Origin of the sequence: Streptomyces sp. NPDC093260 (assembly GCF_040683715.1) — a bacterium.
Lineage (GTDB): Bacteria > Actinomycetota > Actinomycetes > Streptomycetales > Streptomycetaceae > Streptomyces > Streptomyces sennicomposti.
This window is the reverse complement of record NZ_JBFBEK010000008.1, coordinates 93,832-109,833: the sequence shown is the minus strand read 5'-3', so window position 1 is coordinate 109,833 and position 16,002 is coordinate 93,832. Positions and strand designations below refer to the sequence as shown.

Genomic DNA, 16,002 nt, shown 5'->3' with positions numbered 1-16,002 from the left:
TGCCAGGAAAGCCCCGCCGCGAGACGATGATCATCATCGGCGCCGGTCTCGGCGGCCTGTCCACCGGCTGCTACGCCCGGATGAACGGCTACCGCACCCGCATCTTCGAGATGCACGAGATCCCCGGCGGCTGCTGCACCGCCTGGGACCGCGGCGACTTCACCTTCGACTGCTGCGTCAGCTGGCTGCTCGGCAACGGCCCGGGCAACGAGATGCACCAGATCTGGCTGGAGCTCGGCGCCCTCCAGGGCAAGCAGATGCGGCACTTCGACGTCTTCAACATCGTGCGCGGCCGCGACGGCCGAGCCGTCCACTTCTACTCCGACCCCGACCGTCTCCAGGCCCATCTGCTGTCCCTCTCGCCCGCCGACGCCAAGCTCATCCGCGACTTCTGCGCCGGACTGCGCAAATTCCGCAGGTGCCTGGCCGCCTACCCCTTCCTCACCCCCGTCGGGCTGATGAGCCGCACCGAACGCTGGCGCATGCTCGCCTCCTTCGTCCCCCACTTCAACGTCATCCGCAAGTCCATCGGCGTCCTCATGACCGACTACTCGGCCGGCTTCAAGGACCCGTTGCTGCGCGAGGCGTTCAACTTCATCCTCTACGAGAAGCACGCCGCCTTCCCGGTACTGCCGTTCTACTTCCAGCTCGCCGCGCACGCCGGCCTCTCGGCCGGCGTCCCCGAAGGCGGCTCCCTGGGCCTGGCCACCTCCATCGAGCGGCGCTATCTGCGCCTGGGCGGCGAGATCGCCTACAACGCCAAGGTGGAGGAGATCCTCGTCGAGGACGACCGGGCCGTGGGCGTCCGCCTCAGCGACGGCAGGGAGTTCCGCGCCGACATCGTCGTCTCCGCCTGCGACGGCCACACCACCACCACGAAACTCCTGGGCGGCCGCTACCTCGACGGCGCGTACGGCCGGCTGTACACCGAGATCATCGACCGGCCCGGCATGATCTTCCCCGGCTACGTCGCCCTGTTCCTCGGGCTGCGCCGCCCCTTCCCGGACGGCGACCCCTGCACCACCCACCTGCTGACCGAGGCCGAAGCGGCCCCGCTGACCGGCATCCGCCACCCCAGCGTCAACGTCCAGTTCCGCAGCCGGCACTATCCGGAGCTGTCGCCCGAGGGAACGACCGTCGTCTACGCCACCTACTTCAGCGACGTCGGCCCCTGGCGCGCCCTGAACGACGGCCCCGAGCAGCGCACCCGCAGCCGCGGCGGCAGGGAGCTGCACACCCTGCCGGTGCGCCGCGGCCGGGCCTACTACGAAGCCAAACACCAGGTCCGCGACGCCCTGATCGACTTCCTGGACCGGCGCCACCCCGGGCTGAGGGACTCGGTCGCCGTGCGGGACGTGTCGACCCCGCTCACCCAGACCCGCTACACCGCCAACCACGACGGCACAGTCCTCGGCTGGCAGCCCTTCGTGGAGAGCGGCGAGACGCTGGAGAAACTCGTCAAGAAACACGGGCCGGCCCTCCCGGGCCTGGAGAACTTCTACTTCTCCGGTGTCTGGGCCACCACCGGCGGCCTGATCCGCGCCGCGGCCGCCGGCCGGCACGTCATGCAGTTCGTCTGCCGCGACGACGGCAGGACGTTCACCGCCCACACCGACGACACCGGAGAGCCCCCCACCCACGTGGTCATCCCGGTGGGACCCCGAGGACCGCACGGAAAGGACCGAACCCTCGATGAGCGAGCGAGCGGAACCGCTCCCGTACCCCTTCACCTCCGATGAGTGCCTGGCCCTGTCACCGCGCTACGCCGAACTGCGCGCCGGACCGATGCCCAGGGTCCGCCTGCCCTACGGCGAGGACGCCTGGCTGGTCACCGGATACGCCGAGGCCCGCCAGGTCCTCTCCGACCCCCGCTTCAGCCTGAAGGCGGGAGTCGACCGCGACCAGCCCCGGGTACGGCCGCTGTCCCTCAGCGGCGTCGGGCTGCTGTCCACCGACGGCGCCGAACACGCGCGGCTGCGCGGCGTGGTGGCACGGCACTTCGGCGCCCGCCGCGTCGAACAACTGCGCGGCCGGGTGTGCGAGATCGCCGGGGAACTGCTGGACCGGCTGGAGGAGAACGGCCCACCGGGCGACCTGGTGCAGGACTTCGCCTTCCCGCTCGCCATCACCCTGATCTGCGATCTCCTCGGTGTGCCGGACGGCGACCACCACCGCATCCGGCGCTGGCTGGAGGTCATGCTCGCCCACACCGTGACCGTCGAGGACTTCACGGACCAGTCGGAGGCGTTCGGCGGGTATCTGACCGAACTGGTGGAACTGCGCCGCCGGGAGCCGGGCGACGATCTCCTCACCCGCCTCGTCAGGGCCCACGACGAGGAAGGCCGCCTCACCCACGACGAACTCTTCGAACTCACCGCCGAACTGCTGTCCGCCGGGTTCATCACCACCTACAACCAGATCTCCAACTTCTGCCACCTCCTGCTGCGTCGCCCCGAGTGGCTGTCACGGCTGCGCGACCACCCCGCCGACATCCCCGCCGCCGTCGAGGAACTGCTGCGCTACGTCCCCATGCCCAACGGCCTCACCTTCCCCCGCTACGCCACCGAGGACGTGGACGTGGGCGGCGTCCTCGTCCGCGCGGGCGAACCGGTGCTGGTAGACATGTCGGCGGCCAACCGGGACCCGGCCGTCTACGACGACGCGGAGTCCCTGGTCCTGGACCGCGTCCCTGAAGCCCCGCACCTCAGCTTCGGCCACGGCGCCCACTTCTGCGTGGGCGCCCCGCTGGCCCGGCTCGAACTCCAGGTGGCGCTGGAGACGCTGCTGACCCGTATGCCCGGGCTCAAACCGGCCGTCCCCGAGAGCGAGTTGCGCTGGAAGACGGAGGCCGTGCTCAGAGGCCTGCGCGCACTGCCGGTCGACTGGTGAGGTCGCCGGCGCCCCCGGCCCGGGAGAAGCGCAGCTCGGGATCGGTGACGCTGTCCGAACGCAGTATCTTGACGTCGTCCCGGTAGTCCATCGAGGTCAGCCATGGCATCCGGTCGCCCTGCCGGGGCAGGGAGTCGACCGCGCGCCGGATGTATCCGGCGCCGAAGTCCAGGAACGGCCGGGTCGGCATCCCCGGATCAGCCGGCTCGGGACGGCAGACGTCGTACGCGTGGGCGTCCATGTGCGCCAGCAGCCGGCAGAAGTGCTCGCACAGCAGGCCGATCTTGAGCGTCCAGGACGAGTTGGTGTACCCGATCGCGTACGAGAGGTTCGGCACCCCGGACAGCATCATGCCCTTGTAGGCGACGGTGTCCGGCAGCCGCACCTCGCGCCCGTCGACGGTGAGGCGGATGCCGCCGAAGGCCTGCACGTTCAGCCCGGTCGCGGTGATCACCACATCCGCGGGCAGCTCCCGTCCGGACTCCAGCAGGACGCCCTTCTCGGTGAAGGAGGCGATCCGGTCGGTGACCACCGACGCCTTGCCGGTGCGGATCGAACGGAACAGGTCGCCGTCGGGCACCGCGCACAGCCGCTGGTCCCACGGGTCGTAGGGCGGGTTGAAGTGCACGTCGACGGCGTACCCCTTGGGCAGCTGACGGGCGTTGACCCACCGGATCAGCCGCCGCGCCGCCCTCGGGTACTTCTGGCACAGGCTCCACACCAGGCGCTGCTGGGCGATGTTCTTGCGCCGGGTCAGGGCATGGCCGCGCTTCTCGCCGAGGTACCTCTTCAGCGTGTTGGCGATCACGTCCGTGCGCGGCACCGGCAGGACGTACGTCGGCGTCCGCTGGAGCATCGTCACATGCCCGGCCGTGGCGGCCAGCGCCGGCACCAGCGTCACCGCGGTGGCGCCGCTGCCGATCACCACCACCCGCTTGCCGGCGTAATCCAGGTCCTCGGGCCAGTGCTGCGGGTGCACGACCGGGCCGGTGAACCGGTCGCGGCCCGGGAAGTCGGGGGTGAACCCCTCGTCGTAGCGGTAGTAGCCACCGGCGCAGAACAGCCAGCCGGCCGTCAGCCGGACCCGCTCGCCCGTGTCGGTGCGTTCGATGTCCACGCTCCACCGCGCCTCGTCGGTCGACCAGGACGCGCCGAGGACCTTGTGGTGGTAGCGGATGCGCGCGTCCAGGCCGTTCTCCCGGGCCGTCTCGCGCAGATAGGACAGGATCCGGGGCGCGTCGGCGATGGACTGCTCGTCGCGCCACGGCTTGAACTCGTAGCCGAACGTGTGCAGATCCGAGTCCGAGCGGATCCCCGGATAGCGGAACAGGTCCCAGGTTCCGCCGGACGCCTGCCGGGCCTCCAGGATCGCGAAGCTTTTCGACGGCAGCTCGGTCCTCAGATAGCGCCCCGCGCCGATGCCCGAGATCCCGGCGCCGATGATCAGGACGTCCAGGTGCTCGGGGGCGGGCGAGCCGGAGGCGGCGGACATGGGCGGCTCCAGACGGTGGGGGACGGGTGCGTCCCTCCATGCTGTGGCCCCCGGCACCCGACCGCAATGTGCGAACCGCACCGGAACCACCCGCCCGAGGTGACGATCCGCACCACTACGATGGACGCGTGTCATGGAAGACGCCCTCACCCCGGGTACGGGAACTCATCCGCCGCGGCGCCGAGATCGCCCTCAACCCGCCGGACGAGTGGCTGGACGAGCTGGACGCGGCGACCCTGACCGGCGAGACCAGACGGCAGATCGCCTCCGACCCGGTGCTCGCCGCCGGAACGCGCCGCGTCAACCGCTCCAACCTGCTTTTCTGGGCCGCCGCCAACGTCCGCGACCCCGGCGAACCCGTTCCGGCCAACGACACCGACACGCCGCTGGCCACCGCCCGCGACATCGTACGGCGCGGCCTGGACGAGTCCGCCCTCGACGCCTACCGGGCCGGCGAGAGCGTCGCCCTGCGGCTGTGGACGCAGATCGCCTGCTCACTCACCTCCGACCCCGGGGAACTGCGCGAACTGCTCGACGTGTCGCTGCGCTCCATCTCCGCCTTCGTCGAGGACACCCTCAGCGCGATCACCACCCGGATGCGCGCCGAACGCGACGAGCTGACCCGCGGCACCCACGCCGAGCGCCGGGAGACCGTCACGCTGCTGCTGGAGGGTGCGCCGATCACCCGTGAGCGCGCCGAGGACCGACTCGGCCACCGGCTCCAGGCCACGCACACCGCCGCGATCGTCTGGACCGACGCCGCCGACCCCGACCTCGGCCGCCTGGACCGCGCCGCCGACGCCCTCGCCGAGGCCGCGGGACATACCCGGCCGCTGAGCGTCCTGGCCGGGGCGGCCACCCGGTGGGTGTGGGTCCACGGCCGGCCCGACACCGGCCAACTGCGCACCGCCCTCGACCGTTTGCCGGACGTGCGGATCGCCGTCGGCTCCACCGCGCCCGGCCTCGACGGCTTCCGCCGCAGCCACCTCGACGCCCTGACCACCCAGCAGATGCTCACCCGGCTCACCTCGCCCTCACGCCTGGCCTCCCACCACGAGATCGAACTCGTCGCCCTGCTCACCTCCGACTCCGAGAGCGCCGGCCGGTTCGTCACCCGCACCCTCGGCGACCTGGAGACGGGGTCGCCCGAGGTGGTCGAGACGCTGCGCGTCTTCATCGCCGAACAGTGCAACGCCACCCGGGCCGCCGCCCGGCTCTTCACCCACCGCAACACCCTGCTGCGGCGGCTCGCCCGCGCCGACCGGCTGCTGCCGCGCCCGCTCGCCGAGCACCCCGTCGAGGTCGGGGCGGCCCTGGAGATCCTGCACTGGCGAGGCCGCTCCTGACCGGGCGACCGCACGGAAACGGACCCTCGGGACTGGGAAGAACGGGTGATCCCCGAGACAGCGGGAATCATGGGGGCGACGCTGGGGACTCATCGAGCAGGTCGGATCGGCAGCGTACCCCTAGGGGGCCGGCCCGGCTCAGGCTCCCCCGGTACAGACCACGTGCCGGGGGAGCCGCGGATCTCCCACCCCGAGGCGCCGCGGGCCCTCCCCGTCGAGGCGGCCGTCACGCAGTGGTGTGGCCGCGGTAGGTCACCTCTGCGGCTCACGAAGCCGAGCCGTGCGCAGAGCGCGATCGCCCTGGCGTGGGTCTCCACCACATGCGGGAAGGGGCGCCCACCCCGGGCCGGCACACGTGTGACGAGCGCGCCGATCAGCCGACCGGCGCGGCCCCGCCCGCGCGGCTCGGGAACCACGCAGACCGCGCTGATCCCGGTCGGGCCCGCGGGCCGCAGCCGCCCGCCCGCCGTCGCCACCAGCCTGCCGCCCTCGCGGACGCCCGGATAGGTCCCGAGTTCACGGGTGCGCGGTCAGAACGGCCCGGGCCGGGTCCGCGCGACGAGGTCGAGCATCTCGGGCACCTCGGCCTTGCCCAGTTCAATGACGCCGGGACCGGCCGCGGCGGGGTCCGGGCCGGGCCGCCCGCCGTCCGGCCACACCGTCTGCCGCCCCTCCAGGACGAAGACCGGCTTCCAGCCGGCCGGCGGAGACGCCGGGTGGCTGAACATGTCGGCGAACGCCCCCGGCCCGGGCAGCCGGCGTACCCACGCCGGCCGTCGCGACCTGTCGGCCGGGTGTGCGCCCCGCCCTCGTTCATGCCGTCGGCCGGGGTACCGTGCCTGACCCGGCGTGCCGCCGCCCTCCGGCCGCCACCGTCCGCCCCGCGGGTCAGGTGGCGCTCCCGCGCCGACCGTCGCCGGAGCGGAGCCGGTCCGTGTGGTGGGTGAGGGTGTCGATGCGGGCGGTGAGTTCCGGATGGTGGTCCGCGGTGAGATGGGCCCGCGCGTCGGTCAGGGGTCCGATGAGGCCGGTGGCGTCGTCGGGCCCGAGGGCCCGCGCGAGGGCGTCGCGCGTGCTGGGCGGAAGGTCGCTCAGGGCGGCCAACTGCCCCGCGAGCTGGCGCAGTTCGCCGGCGTTGTCACGCGCCCAGGTGGCGACGGCGCGGTCGGCGGCGCGCCGGTCGCGGGTGGCCTGGACCCGCTGCTCGCCGGTCGCGCCGGGGGCGCCCGGGCGCAGCCGCAGATAGCGGCGCTCGGCCGCCTGCCGGCTGGCGACTCCGAGCGGACGGGCCAGATCGGCCCAGCTGGCGCCGGCCTCGCGGGCGGCCTCGATCAGTCCCGTCTCCCATCCGGCGAGCTGGTCCCGCAGCTCCCGCAGGAGCAGCAGCGCGTCCAGCGCCTGGTCGGAACTGACCGTGGACCCATCGTCCTCCGTGGTCCGTGGCGTCCGCGCCGAGCGTACCGCCTCCTCGATCACCGTCAGCGCCGTCTGTGCGGCGAAGAAGGACGCGGGCCCGCCGCCAGGTCCGGCCCCCTGCTGCTCTGTGCTCATGGACTCACCTCCAGACCGTCACCCTGAGGGCGACGCTCTAGGTTGTCATCATTCCGATGACATGGTACAAGGGAGGAGACGACAGCGCATGAGCACAGCTACCGCGAGTGGAGGTGTTCGACGATGCTGATGCGCACCGATCCCTTCCGTGAACTGGACCGCCTCACCCAGCAGCTCTTCGGGAGCACGAGCGGCACCTGGTCGCGCCCCTCGGCGATGCCGATGGACGCCTACCGCGAGGGCGAGGAGTACGTGATCGCCCTCGACATCCCGGGCGTCGACCCCGACGCGATCGACATCGACGTCGAGCGGAACATGCTGACGGTCAAGGCCGAGCGGCGTCCGGCCGGCAGGAGCGACGAGGTCCAGGTCGAACTCTCCGAACGCCCGCTGGGCGTCTTCTCGCGCCAGGTCATGCTGGCCGACACCCTCGACACCGAGCACATCAGCGCCCACTACGACGCGGGCGTCCTGACCCTGCGCATCCCGATCGCCGAGCGGGCCAAGCCCCGCAAGATCTCCATCGCCGCCACCACCCCGGGGCGCAAGGAGATCTCCGGCTGACCGGACGGCGCGCACGGCGGCGCAGAACACCCGCCCTCTTCCGGGCCCCGCGGTTTCTGCGCCCGCCGCGCCGCTCGCTCACACATCCGCCGACACCAGGAGGCAACGGTGGCCATGCAGCGGGACGCATTCCTCGAACAGGTCCAGGACCGCGGTGAATACCCCAGCCGCACCGAGGCGGACCGGGCGGCACGCACCGTGCTGGCGCTGCTGGGCGCCCATCTGGTCGGCGAGGTACGCGCCGAGCTGGCCGCCCGGCTCCCGGAGACCTTCGCCCTGATCCTGCTCAATCCACTGCAAGCCGCCGAGCCGCTCTCCGCCGAGCGGTTCGTACGGGCCACCGCGGCGTGGATCGAGGGGGCCACCGAACGGACCGCGGCCTGGGACGTCAGCGCCGTCCTCAGCGTCACCGCCGACGCGGCCGGCGAGGAGCTGACCCGGCGCATCCTGCTCCAACTGCCCCCCGGCTACGACCTCCTGTTCGGCCGTCCCCAGGACGGCGCCGCACCCCATCACCCGCACCATCCGTGACAGAGACGAAAGCGCGTCGGGCCGCGCGTCGCGTCCCGACGCGTCCCGCGATCCCGGAACCGACCCCGGAACAAGGAAGACACCACCCGCCGATGCAGCACACGATCCCGGCCGCCGCCACCGCGCTACCCACCTCGGCGGTCACGACGTTCACCCAGATGCTCGAACAGGTCCGCTACGACGGCGCCTACCCCACCCGGGAACGCGCCGAACGGGTCCTTTGCACCGTCCTGGCCGCACTCGGCCGTCAGCTCACCGGCGAGGAGCGCGCCGATCTCGCAGCCCGCCTGCCCCGCGAGGCCGCCGAGATCCTCCTCGCCGCGCCGCATCCGCGGACCAGCTGCCCGAGCGGCTGGGCGTTCGTCAAGGACCTGGCCGGTGAGACCGGTGAGACCCTGGCCACCACCCGCTGGCACGTCGGCTCAGTGCTCGGCGTCGTGGCCCGCCTCATCGGACGCGACCTGCTCGACCGCGTCCTCAACCGGCTCCCCGCCGGCTACGCCATCCTCTTCGGCCGCGCGGAACTGACCCAGGCGGCCTGACACCGACGGCACACCCGTCCCGTCCGGCCGGCGGCGCACGACCGGACCTGCCGGGACGCGGAAACGGCTCGGGGCCCGAACCAGAGGTTCGGGCCCCGAGCCGACCTAGATCACCCGAGGGGTGGTGGTCAGCCGAAGCTGACGGTGGAGCCGCAGGACACCGAGGTGGACTTGCCGACCGGGTTGCCGACGCCGATGAGGGCGTTGGCGGCGACGCCCAGGTCCTGGACGTTGATCAGGCCCTGCTGCGAGTCGACCTGACCCGTGCACGTCTGGGTCTGCTTGCTGTCGACCGTCAGGCCGCCGTCGCCGCCGTGCGCCTGGGCCGCACCCGCACCGATGAAGCCGACACTGCCGAGCATGGCCACGACAACAGCGGCCTTCTGGAACTTGCGCATTACCTCTCCTTGTTCGCGTCACTGCAACCCGTCATGGGTTGGTCGCTGACAGGCATGAGATTAGGGGGACTTTGTGGCTTTTGGCGGGATTAACGCCGTTGTGTGCAAATTTTCTGAAGAAGCAATTTCATCGGCTTGTCATACCTAGGTCGCCGAGGGGGCGTCCGCCGCTCCGTACAGCGTTGCCGCGGCAGATCTGCCCCGGCTAGGTTCTTCGGCCATGGCAGATGACGAACCCACGCGTGCCGCCCGCCTGCTGGAAGCCCAGGACAAGGCGGCACGGCTGTTCAGTGAGATCGAGGCGCGCGGCCTCGTCGCCCCCGGAGAGGGGGAGCGGGCGGTCAGCGACCGGGTCCGGGACCTGGCCAACGAACTGTTCGGCACGACCCGGCACTGGCACAAGCGGATCGTGCGCTCCGGCCCCAACACCCTGGCGCCGTACCGGGAGAACCCGCCGGACCGGGTGATCGGGGCCGATGACATCGTGTTCGCCGACTTCGGCCCCGTCTTCGAGGAGTACGAGGCCGACTTCGGCCGCACCTTCGTCCTCGGCGACGACCCCGTCAAGCTCCGGCTCCGCGCCGACCTGCCCGAGGTGTTCGCGGCCGGCAAGCGGCACTTCGCGAGCCACCCGGAGATCACGGGCGCGGCGCTGCACGCCGAGGTCGCCCGGCTCGCCGCCGACGCCGGCTGGGAGCTGGGCGGTTGGCACGCCGGGCACATGGTCGGCGAGTTCCCGCACGAGCAGATCGACGGCGCGGACACCGAGTCGTACATCACCCCCGCCAACGACACCCCGCTGCGGCGCGCCGACAAGGCCGGCCGCGCCTGCCACTGGATCCTGGAGATCCATCTCGTCGACCGGGAACGGGGGTTCGGCGGTTTCCACGAGGAGCTGCTGACCCTCTGAACCCCGCTCACGCGCAGGCCGCGGCCCGTCGTGCGCCGAACCGCCCAAGCCCTCGAACGACTTGTCCCCTCGCACGGCGTCGTCCTAGGCTGGGAAGCACTTCAACGAGACGCTCCCCGGAGGCAGGCCGCAGAGCGGGAGCGTCCCACCTCGCCGAGGTGCCGGAGGGGCGGCAGCCGTCCTTGTCGACCCTTCCTTCCGGAGGCATCCTTCATGAACGTCGGAATCGGCCTGCCCATCGGCGCCCCCGACACCTTGCTGACCTGGGCCCGGCGCGCCGACGCCGGGCCCTTCAGCACGCTCGGCCTGCTCGACCGGCTCGTCTACGACAACCCCGAACCCCTGATCGCCCTCGCCCTCCTCGCGGGCGCCACCTCCCGCATCCGCGTCCAGACCGAGGTGCTGCTCGCCCCGCTGCGCGACACCGCCCTCCTGGCCAAGCAGGCCGCCACCCTGGACCGGATGACGGGCGGCCGCCTCACCCTCGGCCTCGGCGTCGGCGGCCGCGACGACGACCACCAGGCCGCGGGCGTCGACATGCGCACCCGGGGGCGACGCCTCGACGAGCAGATGGCGGTCCTGCGCCGCCTGTGGACCGGCGAGCCGTACGGCGACGACGTCGGGCCGATCGGCCCCGCCCCCGCCCGTCCCGGCGGCCCCGAAGTGCTCTTCGGCGGCTTCAAGCCCGCCGCGATCGAACGCGTCGCACGCTGGGGCGACGGCTTCCTCGCCGCCGCTCCGCCCTCTTGGGCCGGCAGCCTGTTCGAGACCGCCCGCGGCTTCTGGAAGGAGTACGGCCGCGACGGCGAACCGCGCATCGTCGCACAGGTCAACGTCGCGCTCGGCCCGGACGACGTGATCCACGGGGCCCGGACCGCGATGCACGCGTACTACGCGTTCACCGGCATGGCCGACCGCATGGTGGCCGGCATGCTCACCACGCCGGCCGAAATCCGCGACGCCGTCACCGCGTTCGCCGATCTCGGCGCCGACGAGGTGATGCTCTACTGCTACGGCCTCGACCCGGACCAGGTGGACCGCCTGGCCGACGTCCTGTGACACGGCACGCACGTGTGAACCCTGGGGCGGCCCGCCCCGGCGCCACCGCGACCGGCTGATTCAGCGGCGTACACGAGCGCCCGGCCCCACGGGACCGGTCACCCCTGCGGCCGGGACGGCGGTCGCGCGGCCGAGGTAGGTGAGCGGCCCGGGGTCCTCCACCGGAAGGACGGAGAAACCGAGACGGTCGTAGAAGGCGCGGGCGCCGGTGTTGGCGGTCACCATGCCGAGATGGACCCGTCCCACCCCTCGCGCGTCGAGCGCGGCGAGGAACGTGTCCATCAACTCACGCCCGTATCCCGCACGTTGATGACTGGGAAGCAGGTCGATGTGCAGATGGGCGGGGTGGTCGGCGATCTCGGGCACGAGCATCCGCTCGGGGTGGTGCAGCAGATGCAGCATCGCCTCGGTCGGTGTGCCCGGCTCGCCGACCGGCGCGGGGTAGCGGTCGGCGAGCGCGGGCAGCCATTCGTCCCGGAAACGCCGCACGAAGGTCGGGGTGTCCGCGGTGCCGAGGACGTACCCGACCGCCCGCTCGCCGTCGTCCACGACGAACGCCAGCTCCGGCTCCAGTCGCGCGTAGGGCGCGGCGAAGATGTTGGGCAGCAGCTCGGGGTCCGGGTAGAGGTGCCGGGAGTCGCCGCCGTTGTCGGCGGTGCGTACGCAGATGTCGAAGAGAGCGTCGCGGTCGCTGGGGCGGTAGGGCCGGATGAGGGCACGGGGCGTGGTCATGGGCCCATGCTGCCTCCCACGGGAGCGCTCCCACAATCTGTCGGCAGGGAAGTGCCGCACTGCGGGAGCACCGCTGCCGACGCGGATGCGCTGAACAGCGGCACCCGATCCGGCGGACGGCCGGCCGAAGTGACGTCGCGGACCACCGGCACAACCCGGCGCCGGACGGTCCGGCTCGTCCACCGACCTGATCCCTCGCCGACCGGCGCCCGTATCGGCGTGGGCGGGCTGCCCCCACGCACGACCTCCCGAGCGAGCATGACGACCCCGCGCAGCCCCCCTGGTCCGAGGCCGGAGAGGGCACCGGCCTCGGACTCCTCACGCGCAGCGCGGGATCCGTAGGCGCAACGCGCCGTCGGATCCCGCCGCATGCCTGAAGACCCGGCCTCCTTCAGCCGACGGAGGGTCGCGGCGCACCACAGGACGCTGTCGTCCAGGTCGGCCAGGTCCAGGGTGAGCGAGGCGGTACCGGACAGCGCCGTGACTGCCTGCCCGGTGGCCGCCGCGCCGGGTCACTCCGTGGGATCGGCCCCGGTCGGCAGGGGCGGTTCCACCCGGACGCTCTCCCACTCCTCGTCGGTGAACACCCGGGACCGCAGCAGGAACCGCACCCCCTCCGGGGCCTCCAGGGAGAACCCGCCGCCCCGGCCCGGCACCACGTCCACGGTGAGGTGGGTGTGCCGCCAGTACGCGTACTGGCCGGCGCTCATCCAGAACGGGGTGTCCCCGGCGACTTCACCGAGCAGGACGTCCGCCGCGCCGACCCGGAACTCGCCGCGTGGATAGCACATGGGTGAGCTTCCGTCACAGCAGCCGCCGGACTGGTGGAACATCAACGGTCCGTGACGGGCCGCCAGCCGTCGCACCAGGTCCTCGGCGGCCTCGGTCAGGACGACGCGCGGCACCCGGGTACCCATCAGAACAGACCGAGCTTCTGCTCCGAGTAGCTGACCAGCAGGTTCTTCGTCTGCTGGTAGTGGTCGAGCATCATCTTGTGCGTCTCGCGACCGATACCGGAACCCTTGTAGCCACCGAAGGCGGCATGGGCCGGGTAGGCGTGGTAGCAGTTGGTCCACACGCGGCCGGCCTTGATCTCGCGGCCGAGGCGGTAGGCGAGGTTGCCGTTGCGCGTCCAGACACCGGCGCCGAGCCCGTAGAGGGTGTCGTTGGCGATCTGGACGGCCTCCTCGGGCGAGTCGAAGGTGGTGACCGAGACGACCGGGCCGAAGATCTCCTCCTGGAAGATCCGCATGTCGTTCGTGCCCTTGAAGACGGTCGGCTCGACGTAGAAGCCGCCCTCGAGACCGGGCACGGTGCGCTGCCCGCCGCCGGTGAGCAGTTCGGCGCCCTCCTTCTTGCCGATGTCGATGTAGGAGAGGATCTTCTCGAACTGGTCGTTGCTGGCCTGGGCGCCGATCATGGTCTGCGGGTCGAGCGGGCTGCCGCCCCTGATGGCACGGGTGCGCTCCAGGGCGCGGGACATGAACTCGTCGTAGATCGAGGAGGCGATCAGGGCCCGGGAGGGGCAGGTGCAGATCTCGCCCTGGTTCACCGCGAACATCACGAAGCCCTCGACCGCCTTGTCCAGGTAGGCGTCGTCTTCGGCCGTCACGTCGGACAGGAAGATGTTCGGGCTCTTGCCGCCCAGTTCCAGCGTGACCGGGATGATGTTCTCCGACGCGTACTGCATGATGAGCCGGCCGGTGGTGGTCTCACCGGTGAAGGCGATCTTGCCGATGCGCGGGCTGGACGCGAGCGGCTTGCCCGCCTCGACGCCGAAGCCGTTGACCACGTTGATCACGCCGGCCGGAAGCAGGTCGGCGATCAGCTCGATGACCTTCAGCAGGCTGACCGGGGTCTGCTCGGCGGGCTTGATGACCACGCAGTTGCCGGCCGCCAGGGCGGGGGCGAGCTTCCACGCGGCCATCAGGATCGGGAAGTTCCACGGGATGATCTGGCCGACCACGCCGAGGGGCTCGTGGAAGTGGTAGGCGACGGTGTCCTCGTCGATCTCGCCGACGGTGCCTTCCTGGCCGCGCACCACGCCCGCGAAGTAGCGGAAGTGGTCGATCGCGAGGGGGATGTCGACGTTCAGGGTCTCCCGGACGGGCTTGCCGTTCTCCCAGGTCTCGGCGACGGCGATCTTCTCCAGGTTCTCCTCGATGCGGTCCGCGATCCTGTTGAGGATGTTCGCCCGTTCCGTGACGGAGGTACGGCCCCAGCGCTCGGCCGCGGTGTGGGCGGCGTCCAGCGCGAGCTCGACGTCGGCGGCCGAGGAACGGGCCACCTCGCAGAAGACCTTGCCGTCCACCGGCGACGGGTTGTCGAAGTAGCGTCCCTCCACGGGGGCGACCCACTCACCGCCGATGAAGTTGTCGTAGCGGCGGGCGAACTCGACGATGCTGCCCTCGGTTCCTGGCTGCGCGTACACCATGGCGGCTCTCCTCGAACGGTCTGGTCGATACGGTGGCACGACGGCCGCTGCCGCCGCGCTGCCGTTGAGGGTGCGCCCTCCGGGTTGGCGCGAGGTTGGTGCGACCGGGGCGTGCGCGCGGCCCCGCCTCAGTCGCGCAGCGCCCTGCCCAGCCGGCCGGCCGCGATCCCGCGGCGTGCGTCGCTCCGGGCGAGCAGCCGCAGCGCGTGTTCGTGCACCTCCGTGTCGTACGGGGCGTGTCCGCCGTAGCGCAGGGCGTGCTCCGGGCGGCTGCTGGCCAGCACCGCCTCGCGGACGCCCACTTCCAGCTGCGTGCGCCACTCCTCGATGCCCGGCGCCACGGAGTGGGGCAGCAGCGGGCCCCGGTAGAGCCGCAGGGCGGTCTCCGCGTCACCGTGCCGCAGGGCCCGCAACACCTCCACCGCGTCGCAGGACAGGGCGACGGTGAGGGCGTACCGGCGTGTCGCGATGCCGCCGCCGAGCGCCCGGCGCAGATGGGAGATCTCCGCTTTGAACGTGGAGGCGCTGACGGGCCGGTCGCCGTACACGGCCTCGCGGAGCCGCCCCGGTGAGAAGCCGTCCGGTTCGAGGGCGAGCAGGGTCAGTATCTCCACCTGGCGTGGCCGCAGCCCGAGATGACGGTCCCCGCGTACGGCCCGCCCGGCGCCGAGGCAGCTCAGGCGCACCTCGTCCCCGGCACCACGGGCCCGGTGCGGATGTTCGGTCCGCAGCCGCACCTCGATGGCCGACACCAGCGACCGCACCGTGGACAGGGCCAGAGGGTTCGAGCGGTCCCAGGTGGTGGACATGTCCAGGACGCCCAGGACGCTGCCGTCCGGGCCGTGGACGGGAGCGCAGTAGCAGACCCACCCGTGCAGGGCCGCCACCAGGTGCTCGGCGGAGAAGACGGAGGCGGGGCGGCCGGTGCGCAGGGCGAGGGAGAGGGCGTTGGTGCCCATGGCCTGCTCGTCCCACCGACCGCCGGGCGCGAAGTTCACCTGTTCGGCCCGCCGGCGCATGGTCCGCCCGCCGCACGTCCACAGGATCGTCCCGGACTCGTCGGTGACCGCGGTGACGAACCCTGCGTCGTCGGCGATGCTGTGCAGTTCGTCGGCGAGGTCGTCGACCGGCCGCCGCAGCGGTGAGTCCGTCCAGCGGTGGTGCACCGCGCCGCCGTCGGTGACCGGTGCGCTGTCCCGGCCGGGGTCCACGCTGTGCAGCGAGCGGGCCCAGGACTCGGCCAAGTCGTGGCGCAGGGCCTCGGCACCGCGCGTCGCCGCTCCCGTGGTCCTCAGCTGTGGCACCAGACGGGACCATGCGCTCTCCGTGGCCGCCCTGCGCCGCTGGAGGTCACTGCGTTGTGACATCTGCTTTCCCTGCCGTCGAACGGGGCCGATCGGTCGTCGTCCGCTGTCGTCCGTGAGGACTCGGCCGGGTGCACCTGTCCGGTCGGGCCGGCCTTCTCATCCGAACGGGCAGGCGACGCCCTGCCCGGACCGGCGCACCTGGCTCGGTCCGCGGCCCGTCCTCAGTGTTATCGGTCAAGCCGACGGC

Annotated in this window: 15 protein-coding genes and 1 pseudogene; 8 read left to right on the top strand and 8 right to left on the bottom strand. The window is 72.0% G+C overall.

The genetic code is table 11. The features are described from left to right. Positions 1-26 precede the first annotated feature (26 nt). Both AB0N63_RS12680 and AB0N63_RS12675 read left to right on the top strand, forming a co-directional pair. Entirely contained in the window at positions 27-1,739 is a 1,713-nt protein-coding gene (locus AB0N63_RS12680) for an NAD(P)/FAD-dependent oxidoreductase (RefSeq protein WP_365528154.1), read from the top strand. Then, complete coding sequence (locus tag AB0N63_RS12675; protein ID WP_365527832.1) at positions 1,693-2,889, top strand: cytochrome P450; 1,197 nt, start codon at positions 1,693-1,695, stop codon at positions 2,887-2,889. Before AB0N63_RS12680 ends, AB0N63_RS12675 begins: the two co-directional genes overlap by 47 nt. Here the strand turns inward: AB0N63_RS12675 and AB0N63_RS12670 are convergent. Further along, a complete protein-coding gene (locus AB0N63_RS12670) occupies positions 2,855-4,381 on the bottom strand; it encodes an NAD(P)/FAD-dependent oxidoreductase (RefSeq protein WP_365527829.1) in 1,527 nt (508 codons plus the stop codon). The two genes, AB0N63_RS12675 and AB0N63_RS12670, sit on opposite strands and share 35 nt — an antisense overlap. A gap of 128 nt (positions 4,382-4,509) precedes the next feature. On the opposite strand from AB0N63_RS12670, the gene AB0N63_RS12665 reads away from it, so the two are divergent. Then, positions 4,510-5,727 carry a PucR family transcriptional regulator gene (locus tag AB0N63_RS12665; RefSeq protein ID WP_365527827.1) on the top strand — a complete coding sequence of 406 codons (1,218 nt, stop codon included), beginning with the start codon at positions 4,510-4,512 and terminating at the stop codon, positions 5,725-5,727. 226 nt (positions 5,728-5,953) lie between these two features. Here AB0N63_RS12665 and AB0N63_RS12660 read toward each other — a convergent pair. Together AB0N63_RS12660 and AB0N63_RS12655 are read right to left on the bottom strand one after the other, a co-directional pair. Next, positions 5,954-6,482: pseudogene (locus AB0N63_RS12660) on the bottom strand (GNAT family N-acetyltransferase); the annotation flags it as partial. 133 nt (positions 6,483-6,615) lie between these two features. Continuing rightward, positions 6,616-7,278, bottom strand: a complete 663-nt coding sequence (locus AB0N63_RS12655; RefSeq protein ID WP_365527824.1) for a type III effector protein — start codon at positions 7,276-7,278, stop codon at positions 6,616-6,618. Between the two features lie 123 nt (positions 7,279-7,401). On the opposite strand from AB0N63_RS12655, the gene AB0N63_RS12650 reads away from it, so the two are divergent. The 3 genes from AB0N63_RS12650 (at position 7,402) to AB0N63_RS12640 (ending at position 8,915) form a co-directional block, all read left to right on the top strand. Next, positions 7,402-7,842: an Hsp20/alpha crystallin family protein gene (locus AB0N63_RS12650; protein WP_365527822.1), complete on the top strand. Its 441-nt coding sequence runs from the start codon at positions 7,402-7,404 to the stop codon at positions 7,840-7,842. 114 nt (positions 7,843-7,956) lie between these two features. Continuing rightward, positions 7,957-8,373, top strand: coding sequence for a DUF2267 domain-containing protein (locus tag AB0N63_RS12645; protein ID WP_009193204.1), 417 nt, complete (start codon positions 7,957-7,959; stop codon positions 8,371-8,373). A 92-nt stretch (positions 8,374-8,465) separates the two neighbouring features. Then, on the top strand, positions 8,466-8,915 hold the full coding sequence (locus tag AB0N63_RS12640) for a DUF2267 domain-containing protein (protein ID WP_365527820.1): 450 nt from the start codon (positions 8,466-8,468) through the stop codon (positions 8,913-8,915). Positions 8,916-9,043: 128 nt separating this feature from the next. On the opposite strand, the gene AB0N63_RS12635 is transcribed toward AB0N63_RS12640, so the two are convergent. Beyond that, complete coding sequence (locus tag AB0N63_RS12635) at positions 9,044-9,313, bottom strand: hypothetical protein (protein ID WP_365527817.1); 270 nt, start codon at positions 9,311-9,313, stop codon at positions 9,044-9,046. Between the two features lie 220 nt (positions 9,314-9,533). Here AB0N63_RS12635 and AB0N63_RS12630 point away from each other — a divergent pair, with 220 nt between their 5' ends. Then, positions 9,534-10,223 carry a M24 family metallopeptidase gene (locus tag AB0N63_RS12630; protein ID WP_365527815.1) on the top strand — a complete coding sequence of 230 codons (690 nt, stop codon included), beginning with the start codon at positions 9,534-9,536 and terminating at the stop codon, positions 10,221-10,223. A 213-nt stretch (positions 10,224-10,436) separates the two neighbouring features. Continuing rightward, a complete protein-coding gene (locus AB0N63_RS12625) occupies positions 10,437-11,282 on the top strand; it encodes an LLM class flavin-dependent oxidoreductase (RefSeq protein ID WP_365527813.1) in 846 nt (281 codons plus the stop codon). Between the two features lie 60 nt (positions 11,283-11,342). Here AB0N63_RS12625 and AB0N63_RS12620 read toward each other — a convergent pair whose 3' ends face one another. The 4 genes from AB0N63_RS12620 to AB0N63_RS12605 all read right to left on the bottom strand — a co-directional run bounded on the left by AB0N63_RS12620 (position 11,343) and on the right by AB0N63_RS12605 (position 15,815). Continuing rightward, the gene (locus tag AB0N63_RS12620; RefSeq protein WP_365527811.1) at positions 11,343-12,014 is read right to left on the bottom strand and encodes a GNAT family N-acetyltransferase; all 672 of its coding nucleotides are present in this window, start codon (positions 12,012-12,014) and stop codon (positions 11,343-11,345) included. 512 nt (positions 12,015-12,526) lie between these two features. Then, a complete protein-coding gene (locus AB0N63_RS12615; protein WP_365527808.1) occupies positions 12,527-12,931 on the bottom strand; it encodes a DUF779 domain-containing protein in 405 nt (134 codons plus the stop codon). Then, the gene (locus tag AB0N63_RS12610) at positions 12,931-14,448 is read right to left on the bottom strand and encodes an aldehyde dehydrogenase family protein (protein WP_365527806.1); all 1,518 of its coding nucleotides are present in this window, start codon (positions 14,446-14,448) and stop codon (positions 12,931-12,933) included. Before AB0N63_RS12610 ends, AB0N63_RS12615 begins: the two co-directional genes overlap by 1 nt. A 128-nt stretch (positions 14,449-14,576) precedes the next feature. Continuing rightward, the gene (locus AB0N63_RS12605; protein ID WP_365527805.1) at positions 14,577-15,815 is read right to left on the bottom strand and encodes a transcriptional regulator; all 1,239 of its coding nucleotides are present in this window, start codon (positions 15,813-15,815) and stop codon (positions 14,577-14,579) included. Positions 15,816-16,002: the final 187 nt, after the last annotated feature.

Coding starts and splice junctions, on each gene's coding strand:
- AB0N63_RS12650 (WP_365527822.1), top strand. CDS start 7,402: ATGCTGATGCGCACCGATCCCTTCCGTGAACTGGACCGCCTCACCCAG.
- AB0N63_RS12680 (WP_365528154.1), top strand. CDS start 27: ATGATCATCATCGGCGCCGGTCTCGGCGGCCTGTCCACCGGCTGCTAC.
- AB0N63_RS12620 (WP_365527811.1), bottom strand. CDS start 12,014: ATGACCACGCCCCGTGCCCTCATCCGGCCCTACCGCCCCAGCGACCGC.
- AB0N63_RS12670 (WP_365527829.1), bottom strand. CDS start 4,381: ATGTCCGCCGCCTCCGGCTCGCCCGCCCCCGAGCACCTGGACGTCCTG.
- AB0N63_RS12640 (WP_365527820.1), top strand. CDS start 8,466: ATGCAGCACACGATCCCGGCCGCCGCCACCGCGCTACCCACCTCGGCG.
- AB0N63_RS12615 (WP_365527808.1), bottom strand. CDS start 12,931: ATGGGTACCCGGGTGCCGCGCGTCGTCCTGACCGAGGCCGCCGAGGAC.
- AB0N63_RS12610 (WP_365527806.1), bottom strand. CDS start 14,448: ATGGTGTACGCGCAGCCAGGAACCGAGGGCAGCATCGTCGAGTTCGCC.
- AB0N63_RS12625 (WP_365527813.1), top strand. CDS start 10,437: ATGAACGTCGGAATCGGCCTGCCCATCGGCGCCCCCGACACCTTGCTG.
- AB0N63_RS12630 (WP_365527815.1), top strand. CDS start 9,534: ATGGCAGATGACGAACCCACGCGTGCCGCCCGCCTGCTGGAAGCCCAG.
- AB0N63_RS12605 (WP_365527805.1), bottom strand. CDS start 15,815: ATGTCACAACGCAGTGACCTCCAGCGGCGCAGGGCGGCCACGGAGAGC.
- AB0N63_RS12675 (WP_365527832.1), top strand. CDS start 1,693: ATGAGCGAGCGAGCGGAACCGCTCCCGTACCCCTTCACCTCCGATGAG.
- AB0N63_RS12645 (WP_009193204.1), top strand. CDS start 7,957: ATGCAGCGGGACGCATTCCTCGAACAGGTCCAGGACCGCGGTGAATAC.
- AB0N63_RS12655 (WP_365527824.1), bottom strand. CDS start 7,278: ATGAGCACAGAGCAGCAGGGGGCCGGACCTGGCGGCGGGCCCGCGTCC.
- AB0N63_RS12635 (WP_365527817.1), bottom strand. CDS start 9,313: ATGCGCAAGTTCCAGAAGGCCGCTGTTGTCGTGGCCATGCTCGGCAGT.